The following is a 12,177-nucleotide window of genomic DNA, read 5'->3' as shown; positions in this document are numbered from 1 at the left end:
GGATGAAATCCGGGGGAAGCCCTCCCGGATTGCATCCGGGCTACGTGGCTGTTTACTGAGTCCCCGCGTTCGCGGAGATGACGCGGAACGAAACCCCAACGCCAAACCGTCATTCCCGCGAACGCAGGAATCCAACGTAGGGTGCGCCGTGCGCACCGATCCGCCCCCCATGTTTCCGGCGAAACATCCTGCTCGCACTGGGTGGACGGTGCACGCGGCACACCCTACAAGCGCTCTTATCGGCCTTTCCCACCCTTGATACCAACCACAAAACAACTGTATAAATAACCAGCCAATCAATTTCAGGGAGCGCTCCCATGCTGGTGCACCTGTCCGTCCACAACTACGCCATCGTCGAACACCTGGACCTCGAGCTGGAACGCGGCATGACCGTGATCACCGGCGAGACCGGCGCCGGCAAGTCGATCATGCTCGACGCCCTCGGCCTGGCCCTTGGCGACCGTGCCGACAGCGACGCGGTGCGCCCCGGCGCCGAGAAGGCGGACATCCTCGCCAGCTTCGACCTGCACGACATCCCCGAAGCCCGCGCCTGGCTCGGCGAGCGCGACCTCGACAATGACGGCCAGTGCCTGCTGCGCCGGGTGATCACCGCCGAAGGACGCTCGCGCGGCTACATCAACGGCACGCCCTGCCCCCTGGGCGACCTCAAGGCGCTCGGCGAACTGCTGATCGATATCCACAGCCAGCACGAGCACCAGTCGCTGCTCAAGCCGGACACCCATCGCCGCCTGCTCGACGAATACGCCGGCAGCCAGGAACTGGCCCGCCAGGTGCAGCTCGCCGCGCAGCGCTGGCAGCAGACCCGCCAGGAGCTGGAACGCCTGTCGCGCAGCGGCGACGAGCAACGCGCCCGCCACCAGTTGCTCAGCTACCAGTTGGAGGAGTTGGACAACCTGGCCCTCGGCGAGAACGAACTGGAACAACTGGAACAGGAACACAAGGCGCTGGCCAACGCCGGCAGCCTGATCGGCGCCTGCCAGCAGGTGCTGGAACTGTGCAGCGAGAGCGACGCCGGCAATGTGCTGTCGGCGCTGACCAGCAGCCTGCACCGGCTGACCGCCTTCCCGCACATCGGCGGCGCCCTGGGCGAAGCCGTCAACCTGCTGGCCAGCGCGCAGATCCAGGTGGAGGAAGCGGTCGGCGAGCTGAACCGCTTCATCGATCACTTCGACGCCGACCCACAGCGCCAGCAGCAGCTCGAGGAACGCCTGGACAGCATCTATACGCTGGCCCGCAAGCACCGCGTCCAGCCCGGCGAGCTGCACGAGCTGCAACAGCGCCTGTTCGAGGAACTGGAAAGCCTCAACGCCGACGACCAGGCCGTCGAGCGCCTCGGCGAGGAACTGGCCGCCTACGCCCGCCACTACCAGGAAAAGGCCACCGAGCTGAGCGCCCGGCGCGGTGCCGCTGCCGACACCCTGGCCAAGGCGGTGGAAAGCGAAATGCAGCGCCTGGGCATGCCCGGCGGGCGCTTCGCCATCGAGTTGCGTCCGCGCGAGCAGGACGATCCGCATCCAGCCGGGCTGGAGCAACTGGAATTCCTGGTCAGCGCCAACCCCGGCCAGCCACTCAAGCCGCTGGCCAAGGTCGCCTCCGGCGGCGAGCTGTCGCGCATCAGCCTGGCGATCCAGGTGATCACCGCGCAGACCTCGCGGGTACCGACCCTGGTGTTCGACGAAGTGGACGTCGGCATCGGCGGCCCCACCGCCGAGGTGGTCGGCCAGTTGCTGCGCCGCCTTGGCGAGCGCGGCCAGGTGCTGACCGTCACCCACCTGCCGCAGGTCGCCGCCCAGGGCCACCAGCACCTGTTCGTGCACAAGGCGCGCGGCAAGGAAAGCACCCAGACCGCAGTGGCCAACCTGGCGCAGGAGGGTCGCGTCGAGGAAATCGCCCGCATGCTCGGCGGCGTCGACCTCACCGAGGAGTCCCTGGCCCATGCGCGGAAGATGGTCGGCAGCGCCAAAGCCTAGCGCCAGCCCGCAGGAGCGGCCCGTTCCGTCTTTATCGCGGCCATGGGCCGCTCCTACGCTGCTTGATGGGCTGCATTCGGACAAACACCGGCCCACGCGAGAAACTCCGCATTCGACCGTCATCCCCGCGAACGCGGGGCCCCAGAAAAAATCCCGCCCATGAAAAAGGCGACTCGAAGGTCGCCTTTTTCATTTACGCGGTACGGCTCACTTTTTCTTGCGTACGTAGAGCACGAGATTGTGATCGACCAGCTCGAAACCGTGTTCCTTGACGATCTCCTTCTGGCGCTTCTCGATCTCGGTGTCGAAGAACTCGATGACCTCGCCGCTATCGACGCAGACCATGTGATCGTGGTGGCCGCTGTCGGCCAGCTCGAACACCGCATGGCCGCCGTCGAAGTTGTGGCGGACCACCAGGCCGGCAGCCTCGAATTGGGTCAGTACGCGGTAGACGGTGGCCAGACCAACGTCTTCCCCCGCCTCCATCAGCGCCTTGTAGACGTCCTCGGCACTCATGTGGCGTTGGCCGCTGGAATCGAGCATCTGCAGGATTTTGACCCGTGGCAGGGTCACTTTCAGGCCAGCCTTTCGCAGTTCGTTGTTTTCAACCATGGTCAGCTTTCTCGTAGCCGCTGTTTCTCGGCGGCCTTCATGCGGGTATGATCGGCGGTCATGTTGCCCTGCCAAGATAGTGGAAGTCTCCCACCGATGCCAAACACCAAGCTCTTGCTGACCAGCCTCACGTTCGTGGGACTCATCGCACTCGCCGGCTGTTCCTTCCCCGGGGTTTACAAGATCGACATTCAACAGGGCAATGTCGTGACACAGGACATGATAGACCAGTTGAAGCCCGGAATGACCCGTCGGCAAGTGAGGTTTATCATGGGCAATCCCCTGGTCACCGACACTTTCCACGCCAACCGCTGGGACTACCTGTACAGCATCCAGCCAGGTGGCGGTCAGCGCCAGCAGGAACGCATGAGTGTGATCTTCAACGACAGCGATCAGTTGGTCGGGCTCTCCGGCGACTTCATGCCCGGCGTCAGCCGCGACCAGGCGATCCTCGGCCAGGACGGCGCCAGCCCCGCGCCGCAGCCACAAGCGCAACCCGAACAGCCGCAGGCCGAAGAACCGGCCAGGCCGGGCTCGCTGGAAGAGCAGATCCAGCGCGAGATCGACGAGGCGGAAACCACCCCGGTACCGATCCCCGAACCGCTGGAAACCGCTCCGCAATAAGCGCAATTCCCTTCATGAAAAAAGCCCGGTCGACCGGGCTTTTTTCGTTTCCAATTGTTTTATTTACTGGCCGCCCTGGCTTGCGCCGCCTTGGCCGCGCGCTGCTTGCGCACTTCCTTGGGATCGGCGATCAGCGGCCGGTATATCTCCACTCGCTCGCCCTCCTCCAGCACCCGCTCCTCCGGCCTGGCCAACGCCTTGCCGAAGATTCCCAATGGGCAGTTCCGCAGGTCGAGGCCGGGAAAGTGCGCTTCCAGACCGGAACGCTCGACAGCCTGGCGCACCGTGGTGCCGTAGGGGAAGCTCAGGCGCAGCAGCATCTGCTTGTCCGCCAGGGCGTAGACCACCTCGACCGCGATGTACCTGTCCACCGGCATTACCCGAAGAGTTGCTTGGCCCGCAGGCAGAAGGCATCGACCATGGTGTTGGCCGCCTGGTTGAACAGCGGACCGAGACTGGCCTTGACCAGCGGGCCGGAATAGTCGAAGGACAGGTCCAGGCTGATCTTGCAGGCCTTGTCGGTCAGCGCCTTGAACTGCCAGATGCCATGCAGCTCCTTGAAGGGCCCCTCGGCCAGGTTCATCTCGATGCGCTGCCCCGGCACCAGCAGGTTGCGGGTGACGAACTGCTGGCTGATCCCTCCCTTGGCGACCATCAACCGGGCCAGCATGTGGTTTTCGCTGACCTCCAGGATCTCGCTCGCCGAACACCAGGGCAGGAATTCCGGGTATCGAGACACGTCGTTGACCAGGTCGAACAGCGCCTGCGCCGGGTAGGGCAAAAGGGCGGAGCGTTGAATGTGAGTGCTCATGGAGGGTTCTCTTCCGAGGCGGCACAGCGATCTCGAACGCCCTGGGATTATGGCCGGGGGCCGGAGAATACGCCGCACGGGGCAAAAAGATCGCGCATTGTCGGCAATTCACCCACCCGCCTCAACCCTGCACCTGTCGCCAGCCCGCTGGCGACTCCCTATAATGCGCGCCCTATGGCTAAGCAAAAGAAACATCCGCAGGGCACCATCGCCCAGAACAAGAAGGCGCTGCACGACTATTTCGTCGAGCAGCGCTTCGAGGCCGGCCTGGCCCTGGCCGGTTGGGAAGTGAAAAGTCTCCGCGCCGGCAAGGCGCAACTGGTCGACAGCTACGTGCTGCTCAAGGACGGCGAAGCCTGGCTGATGGGTTGCCACATCACCCCGCTGAAAACCGCCAGCACCCACGTGATCGCCGACCCGACCCGCACTCGCAAGCTGCTGCTCAACCGCCGCGAGCTGGGCAAGCTGTTCGGCGCCGTGCAGCAGAAGGGCTTCACCTGCGTGGCCTTATCGCTGTACTGGAAGAAGCACCTGATCAAGTGCGAAGTCGCCCTGGCCAAGGGCAAGAAGGAATTCGACAAGCGCCACACCGAGAAGGAACGCGACTCCGACCGCGAGATCCAGCGCGCGGTGCGCAACAAGGGCAAGGAAGAGTAAGCCCCGGCAGCGCGCCACGAACCCGTAGGAGCGCGCCATGCGCGCGATTCGCGGGCTAGGCCGCGACCGGCCTTCTCGGTGCGCACGGCGCACCCTACCCGCCTCGGCCCGTAGCCCGGATGCAATCCGGGAGCGCGGTCACGGTTTTCCCGGATTGCATCCGGGCTACGCGGGCTGAAAAGACAGCGGCAAGCCACAAGCTGCAAGTGACAGCGGCCTCGGCTCTTGCTTGCAGCTTGTGGCTTGCCGCTTGTAGCTACTCTAAAGCCCCTGCCGGCGCTGCGCACGGGCCGTGCGCTCGACCTCCCGTTGCGCTTCGGAGAGCACTTCCTGCACGTAATGGATGTGCCGGCTGGAAACCTCCCGCGCATCCTCGGCGCGCCCCTCGATGATCGCCTCGAACAACGCGCGGTGCTGGCTCATCAGCATGTCGCGGGTTTCGCTGCGCTGGGCGTACATGCCGCCGATGTTGGTCACCACGTTGCGCTTGAGCAGGTCGAACAGGCCACGGATGGTGTGCAGCAGCACCGCGTTGTGGCTGGCCTCGGCGATGGCCAGGTGGAAGCTTGCGTCGGCGGCGCCCTCCTCGGCGCGGCTGATCTTGCTCGGCGCCCGCGTGTAGCAGGTCTGCAACGCTTCGAATGCCGCGCGCAGGCGCTGGTGGTCCACCTCGGTGGCGCGCAGGGCCGCGTAGTAGGCGCAGGAGCCTTCCAGGGTATGGCGGAATTCGAGCAGGTCGCGCTGCGCTTCCGGGTTGTTCTCCAGCAATTGCAGCAGCGGGTCGCTGAAGGTCGAGCCGAGGGTATCCACCACATAGTTGCCTCCGCCCTGGCGGCTGACCAGCAGTCCCTTGGCCACCAGCTTCTGGATCGCCTCGCGCAGCGACGGTCGCGACACGCCGAACTGCTCCGCCAGCGTGCGCTCCGCCGGCAGCCGTTCGCCGGGCTTGAGGGTGCCCTCGAGAATCATCGACTCGATGCGGGCGACGATGTCATCCGATAAACGGCGCGGTTGGATCTGACCGAAGCCCATCTTCCTCTCCTGTACCCCTGGATGCCGCCCGGCCTTTCAGTCCGTGGCCTGCAGCCCGATCCGGGCTGCCTGCGGAACAGCACAACAGACGGGCATCCAGCGCGTTATCCGACCAAAGTCGTAGAACGGCAAATTGACAGCCTTTCCAGAAGGCTTTTACCCTGAGCCGTCGAGATTGTAAATTGGTATTACCAATTTATCCGACCGAACCGCCGAGGTCAACAACGGAAGCCTGCCTGCGAGCCAAAAGCCCGCCGAGCCCCGACACCCGGCCCAAGGCAAACCCAACAATAATCAGGGAGCCACCCCACGATGCAAGCCTGGCAGCAGCTCTATACCCCCCTCGGCAGCCTTGGTCTGTCGGCAGTCGCGGCACTCGTGCCAATCGTCTTCTTCTTCCTCGCCCTCGCGGTGTTCCGCCTCAAAGGCCACGTCGCCGGCACCATCACCCTGGCGCTGTCGCTGCTGGTGGCGATCTTCGTCTACCAGATGCCCGCCGGCATGGCCTTCGCCGCCGCCGGCTACGGCTTCGCCTACGGACTCTGGCCGATCGCCTGGATCATCGTCGCCGCCGTGTTCCTCTACAAGCTGACGGTGAAGAGCGGCCAGTTCGAGATCATCCGCAGCTCGGTGCTGTCGATCACCGGTGACCAGCGCCTGCAAGTGCTGTTGATCGGCTTCTCGTTCGGCGCCTTCCTGGAAGGCGCGGCCGGCTTCGGCGCGCCGGTGGCGATCACCGCCGCCCTGCTCGTCGGCCTCGGCTTCAACCCGCTGTACGCCGCCGGCCTGTGCCTGATCGCCAACACCGCGCCGGTGGCCTTCGGCGCCCTGGGCATCCCGATCATCGTCGCCGGCCAGGTCACCGGCATCGACGCCTTCAAGATCGGCGCCATGACCGGCCGCCAGTTGCCGATCCTGTCGATCATCGTGCCATTCTGGCTGGTGGCTATGATGGACGGCTGGCGCGGCATCAAGGAAACCTGGCCGGCCGCCCTGGTTGCCGGCGTCAGCTTCGCCGTGACCCAGTACTTCACCTCCAACTTCATCGGCCCGGAACTGCCGGACATCACCTCGGCACTGGTCAGCCTGGTGTGCCTGACCCTGTTCCTGAAGGTCTGGCAACCCAAGGCCGCCCGCGAGCAGGAAATCGCCGGCATCAACGCCGACGGCAGCGCCGTGCTCGGCGGCTTCGGCGGCGCGCGCAGCGAGTCGCCCTACAGCTTCGGCCAGATCCTCAAGGCCTGGTCGCCGTTCCTGGTGCTCACCGCCCTGGTCACCATCTGGACCCTGAAACCGTTCAAGGCCATGTTCGCCCCAGGCGGCGTGCTGGAACACCTGGTCCTGCTGATCTCCATCCCGAACCTCGACCAGTTGGTGATGAAGGTAGCCCCGATCGTCGCCAGCGCGACCGCGATGCCGGCCGTGTTCAAGCTTGATCCGATCTCCGCCACCGGCACCGCGATCTTCTTCTCGGCGCTGATCTCGATGGCGATCCTCGGCATCGGCATTAGAACTGGTCTTACCACTTTGAAGGAAACCTTCGTCGAGCTGAAGTGGCCGATCCTGTCCATCGGCATGGTGCTGGCCTTCGCCTTCGTCACCAACTTCTCCGGCATGTCCACCACCCTGGCCCTGGTGCTGGCCGGCACCGGCGTGGCGTTCCCGTTCTTCTCGCCGTTCCTCGGCTGGCTGGGCGTGTTCCTGACCGGTTCGGACACTTCCTCCAACGCCCTTTTCGGCTCGCTGCAGGCCACCACCGCGCACCAGATCGGCGTCAACGACACCCTGATGGTCGCGGCCAACACCAGCGGCGGCGTGACCGGCAAGATGATCTCGCCGCAATCCATCGCCGTGGCCTGCGCCGCCACCGGCATGGTCGGTCGCGAGTCGGACCTGTTCCGCTTCACCCTGAAGCACAGCCTGATCTTCGCCACCTTCGTCGGCCTGATCACCCTGGTCCAGGCCTACTGGCTGACCGGCATGCTGGTGCACTAAGAGGAACAGCCCGTCATTCCCGCGAATGCGGGAATCCGGCCAAACCGGCTACGGTTTCCTGGGTCCCCGCCTTCGCGGGGACGACGAGCCTTCCCTCTCCACCGCCTCGACGACAAGCCCATCATTGACGAGAGCCCCATGATCATCTCTGCCTCTACCGACTACCGCGCCGCGGCGCAACGCAAGCTGCCTCCCTTCCTGTTCCATTACATCGACGGCGGCGCCTATGCCGAATACACGCTTCGCCGCAATGTCGAGGACCTGGCCGGCATCGCCCTGCGCCAGCGCGTGTTGAAGAACATGTCCGAGCTGAGCCTGGAGACGAAGCTGTTCAACGAGACGCTGTCGATGCCGGTGGCGCTGGCGCCGGTGGGCCTGACCGGGATGTACGCGCGTCGCGGCGAGGTCCAGGCGGCCCGCGCGGCGGCCTCCAAGGGCGTGCCGTTCACCCTGTCCACGGTGTCGGTGTGCCCGATCGAGGAGGTGGCGCCGGCCATCGACCGGCCGATGTGGTTCCAGCTCTATGTGCTCAAGGACCGTGGCTTCATGAAGAACGCCCTGGAGCGCGCCAAGGCCGTCGGGGTGACCACGCTGGTGTTCACCGTGGACATGCCGGTGCCGGGCGCCCGCTACCGCGACGCCCACTCGGGCATGAGCGGCCCGAACGCCTCGGTGCGCCGCATGTTGCAGGCGGTGACCCATCCGGCGTGGGCCTGGGACGTGGGCCTGTTCGGGCGACCGCACGACCTGGGGAACATCTCCACCTACCGCGGCCACCCCACCGGCCTGGAGGACTACATCGGCTGGCTGGGCGCCAACTTCGATCCGTCGATCTCGTGGAAGGACCTGGAGTGGATCCGCGAATTCTGGGACGGCCCGATGGTGATCAAGGGCATCCTCGACCCGGAAGACGCCAGGGATGCGGTGAAATTCGGTGCCGACGGCATCATCGTCTCCAACCACGGCGGCCGCCAGCTCGACGGCGTGCTGTCCAGCGCCCGCGCGCTGCCGGCCATCGCCGACGCGGTGAAGGGTGAACTGACCATCCTCGCCGACTCGGGCATCCGCACCGGCCTGGACGTGGTGCGCATGATCGCCCTCGGCGCCGACAGCGTGCTGCTCGGCCGTGCCTTCGTCTACGCCCTGGCGGCGGACGGCGAGGCCGGCGTGCGCAACCTGCTGGAACTGATCGAGAAGGAAATGCGCGTGGCCATGGTGCTGACCGGCGCCAAGTCCATCGGCGAAATCAGTGCCGACTCGCTGGTGCGTGAGCTGGGCCGCTGAGCGTCTCTACCCTGTAGGAGCGGCTGTCTTGCCCCTGCATCGTCTTCTGGACTCCCGCGTGCGCGGGAGTGACGAGGTGAAGGGAAGCCCCACAGCCATCGCCCCCGCGAACGCGGGGGCCCAGCAAGCAAGAACAGGCCATGCCCGCGATTGCGGGTCCGCCCCAATCAGAACCCGACGGGCCGCTCGAACGGCCCGCATCAACCGTCGATTCCTGGAGCACGCATGAGCCTGCCCGCCACCTTCCTCGCCGAAGCCGAACGCCTGATCCCCCGCGAACGGCGCTTCGACGATCCCCTGTCGACCCTCGCCTTCGGCACCGACGCCAGCTTCTACCGGCTGATTCCCAAGCTGGTGGTGCGCGTCGAGAGCGAGGCCGAAGTGATCGCCCTGCTCAAGCTGGCGCATGCCGAGCGAGTGCCGGTGACCTTCCGCGCCGCCGGCACCAGCCTGTCCGGCCAGGCGATCAGCGATTCGGTACTGATCGTCCTCGGCGACAACTGGAACGGCCGCGACATCCGCGCCAGCGGCGAGCAGATCCGCCTGCAACCCGGGGTGATCGGCGCCCAGGCCAACGCCTGGCTGGCGCCGTTCGGCCGCAAGATCGGCCCGGACCCGGCGTCGATCAACGCCTGCAAGATCGGCGGCATCGTCGCCAACAACGCCAGCGGCATGTGCTGCGGCACCGCGCAGAACAGCTACCAGACCCTCGCTGGCATCCGCGTGGTGCTGGCCGACGGCAGCGTGCTGGACACGGAAGACCCGGCCAGCATCGCCGCCTTCGCGCAGACGCACGGCGCGCTGCTCGAGCGGCTGGCCGAACTGGGCAGGCAAACGCGCGCCAACACCGCGCTGGCGGCGAAGATCCGTCACAAGTACCGGCTGAAGAACACCACCGGGCTTTCGCTGAACGCGCTGGTCGACTACGACCAGCCGCTGGATATCCTCAGCCACCTGATGGTCGGCTCGGAGGGCATCCTCGGCTTCATCAGCGCGGTGACCTACGACACCGTGCCCGACCACCCGCACAAGGCCAGCGCACTGATCGTCTTCCCCAGCGTGGAAACCTGCTGCCAGGCGGTGCCGGTGCTCAAGCGCCAGCCGGTGTCGGCGGTGGAACTGCTCGACCGCCGCAGCCTGCGCTCGGTGGAGAACATGCAGGGCATGCCCGAGTGGGTGAAGAGCCTGTCGGACGGCGCCTGCGCGCTGCTGGTCGAATCCCGCGCGGCGACCCAGAGCCTGCTGCACGAGCAACTGGCGCAGATCATGGCCTCCATCGCCCACTTCCCGGTGGAGAAGCAGGTCGACTTCAGCGAAGACCCGGTCGTCTACAACCAGCTCTGGCGCATCCGCAAGGACACCTTCCCGGCGGTCGGCGCGGTGCGCGAGACCGGCACCACGGTGATCATCGAGGACGTGACCTTCCCGGTCGAACAACTGGCCGCCGGGGTCAACCGGCTGATCGCCCTGTTCGACAAGCACGGCTACGACGAAGCGATCATTTTCGGCCACGCCCTGGAAGGCAACCTGCACTTCGTGTTCACCCAGGGCTTCGATTCGCCCGAGCAGGTGGCGCGCTACTCGGCTTTCATGGACGACGTGGCGCAACTGGTGGCGGTGGAGTTCGGCGGCTCACTGAAGGCCGAGCACGGCACCGGGCGCAACATGGCGCCGTTCGTCGAGCTGGAATGGGGAGCGGACGCCTACCAGTTGATGTGGCAGATCAAGGAGCTGTTCGATCCCACCGGCATCCTCAACCCGGACGTGCAACTCAGCCGCGACCCGCAGATCCACCTCAAGCACCTGAAGCCGCTGCCGGCCGCCGACGAGATCGTCGACAAGTGCATCGAATGCGGCTTCTGCGAGCCGGTCTGCCCGTCCAAGGGACTGACCCTGAGCCCGCGCCAGCGCATCGTCATGTGGCGCGACATCCAGGCGAAGAAGCGTGCCGGCACCGATACCACCGAATTGGAACGCGACTACCAGTACCAGGGCATCGACACCTGCGCCGCCACCGGCCTGTGTGCCCAGCGCTGCCCGGTGAACATCAACACCGGCGACCTGGTGCGCAAGCTACGCAGCCGCGACGCCCACCACGACAAGACCGCCGACTGGCTGGCCGGACACTTCGCCACGGCGCTCAAGGGTACCCGCTTCACCCTGCTGGCCGCCGACACCGCGCGCCGACTGCTCGGCGCGCCGCTGCTGGCCAAGGCATCCAGGGCGCTGCACAGGCGCGCCGGCCTGCCGTTGTGGAGCCCGGCCATGCCGCAGGCGGCCGCGCCCATCCACCTCAGCGAGCCGCTCGCCGATGCCCGGCCACGGGTGGTCTACCTGGCCGCCTGCGTGTCGCGCGCCATGGGACCGGCCGCCAGCGACGAGGAACGCATGCCGCTGATCGACAAGACCCGCGCACTGCTGGAAAAGGCCGGCTACCAGGTGGTGTTCCCCGCGGAGCAGGACAACCTGTGCTGCGGCCAGCCATTCGCCTCCAAGGGTTATCCCGCGCAGGCCGACGCCAAGCGCCAGGAGCTGATCGACGCACTGCTCAAGGCCAGCCGCGGCGGCCTGGACCCGATCTACTGCGACACCAGCCCCTGCACCCTGCGACTGATCCAGGACGGCCTCGACCCGCGCCTGCAACTTCACGACCCGGTGAAGTTCATCCGCAAGCACCTGCTGGACAGGCTGGAGTTCGAGCCGCAGGACAAGCCCGTGGCGGTGCACGTCACCTGCTCCACCCAGCACCTCGGTGAGGCCCAGGGGCTGATCGACATCGTCAAGCGCTGCACCAGCCAGGTGGTGATCCCCGAAGGCATCCACTGCTGCGGCTTCGCCGGCGACAAGGGCTTCACCACGCCGGAGCTGAACGACCACGCACTGCGCACGCTGAAAGACGCCGTGCAGTATTGCGAGGAAGGCATTTCCACCAGCCGCACCTGCGAGATCGGCCTGTCCAGCCATTCCGGCATCGACTACCACGGGCTGGTCTACCTGGTCGACCGGGTCACCCGGCCCAGGGCCGCGCCCTGACGTTACTCTCCTCGCCCCGCCTCGCGCGGGGCTTTTTTTGGTTCTTCGCGGACTCAGGGGAAAGAGCGAGTTGACAGTCAGGGAAATGGGTAAATTGGCAGTCGCCAAACGAACCAACCCCCACCCCCTGCTGCCGCT

General features: G+C 66.0%; 10 protein-coding genes. 6 read left to right on the top strand and 4 right to left on the bottom strand.

Going from position 1 to position 12,177, the window contains the following annotated elements; translation table 11 throughout:
* The first annotated feature begins 317 nt into the window (after positions 1 to 317).
* A complete protein-coding gene (recN, locus tag PSEWESI4_RS03260) occupies positions 318 to 1,991 on the top strand; it encodes a DNA repair protein RecN (RefSeq protein WP_187669747.1) in 1,674 nt (557 codons plus the stop codon).
* A 207-nt stretch (positions 1,992 to 2,198) separates the two neighbouring features.
* Here recN and fur read toward each other — a convergent pair whose 3' ends face one another.
* On the bottom strand, positions 2,199 to 2,603 hold the full coding sequence (gene fur / locus PSEWESI4_RS03255; RefSeq protein WP_187669746.1) for a ferric iron uptake transcriptional regulator: 405 nt from the start codon (positions 2,601 to 2,603) through the stop codon (positions 2,199 to 2,201).
* 96 nt (positions 2,604 to 2,699) lie between these two features.
* On the opposite strand from fur, the gene PSEWESI4_RS03250 reads away from it, so the two are divergent.
* A complete protein-coding gene (locus PSEWESI4_RS03250) occupies positions 2,700 to 3,227 on the top strand; it encodes an outer membrane protein assembly factor BamE (RefSeq protein WP_187669745.1) in 528 nt (175 codons plus the stop codon).
* 59 nt (positions 3,228 to 3,286) lie between these two features.
* Here PSEWESI4_RS03250 and PSEWESI4_RS03245 read toward each other — a convergent pair whose 3' ends face one another.
* On the bottom strand, positions 3,287 to 3,598 hold the full coding sequence (locus tag PSEWESI4_RS03245; protein ID WP_187669744.1) for an RnfH family protein: 312 nt from the start codon (positions 3,596 to 3,598) through the stop codon (positions 3,287 to 3,289).
* A 5-nt stretch (positions 3,599 to 3,603) separates the two neighbouring features.
* Positions 3,604 to 4,038, bottom strand: coding sequence for a type II toxin-antitoxin system RatA family toxin (locus PSEWESI4_RS03240; protein WP_187669743.1), 435 nt, complete (start codon positions 4,036 to 4,038; stop codon positions 3,604 to 3,606).
* Between the two features lie 174 nt (positions 4,039 to 4,212).
* On the opposite strand from PSEWESI4_RS03240, the gene smpB reads away from it, so the two are divergent.
* Complete coding sequence (gene smpB, locus PSEWESI4_RS03235; RefSeq protein WP_187669742.1) at positions 4,213 to 4,695, top strand: SsrA-binding protein SmpB; 483 nt, start codon at positions 4,213 to 4,215, stop codon at positions 4,693 to 4,695.
* 261 nt (positions 4,696 to 4,956) lie between these two features.
* Here smpB and PSEWESI4_RS03230 read toward each other — a convergent pair whose 3' ends face one another.
* Positions 4,957 to 5,727: a GntR family transcriptional regulator gene (locus PSEWESI4_RS03230; RefSeq protein ID WP_187669741.1), complete on the bottom strand. Its 771-nt coding sequence runs from the start codon at positions 5,725 to 5,727 to the stop codon at positions 4,957 to 4,959.
* 312 nt (positions 5,728 to 6,039) lie between these two features.
* Here PSEWESI4_RS03230 and PSEWESI4_RS03225 point away from each other — a divergent pair, with 312 nt between their 5' ends.
* The 3 genes from PSEWESI4_RS03225 to PSEWESI4_RS03215 all read left to right on the top strand — a co-directional run bounded on the left by PSEWESI4_RS03225 (position 6,040) and on the right by PSEWESI4_RS03215 (position 12,039).
* On the top strand, positions 6,040 to 7,722 hold the full coding sequence (locus PSEWESI4_RS03225; protein ID WP_187669740.1) for a lactate permease LctP family transporter: 1,683 nt from the start codon (positions 6,040 to 6,042) through the stop codon (positions 7,720 to 7,722).
* A 138-nt stretch (positions 7,723 to 7,860) separates the two neighbouring features.
* The gene (gene lldD / locus PSEWESI4_RS03220; protein ID WP_187669739.1) at positions 7,861 to 9,006 is read left to right on the top strand and encodes an FMN-dependent L-lactate dehydrogenase LldD; all 1,146 of its coding nucleotides are present in this window, start codon (positions 7,861 to 7,863) and stop codon (positions 9,004 to 9,006) included.
* 225 nt (positions 9,007 to 9,231) lie between these two features.
* On the top strand, positions 9,232 to 12,039 hold the full coding sequence (locus tag PSEWESI4_RS03215) for an FAD-binding and (Fe-S)-binding domain-containing protein (RefSeq protein WP_187669738.1): 2,808 nt from the start codon (positions 9,232 to 9,234) through the stop codon (positions 12,037 to 12,039).
* The last annotated feature ends 138 nt before the right edge of the window (positions 12,040 to 12,177 follow it).

Origin of the sequence: Zestomonas carbonaria, assembly GCF_904061905.1 — a bacterium.
Classification (GTDB): domain Bacteria; phylum Pseudomonadota; class Gammaproteobacteria; order Pseudomonadales; family Pseudomonadaceae; genus Aquipseudomonas; species Aquipseudomonas carbonaria.
Note: the sequence above shows the minus strand (reverse complement) of the source record. Positions and strands in the feature narration are given on the sequence as shown.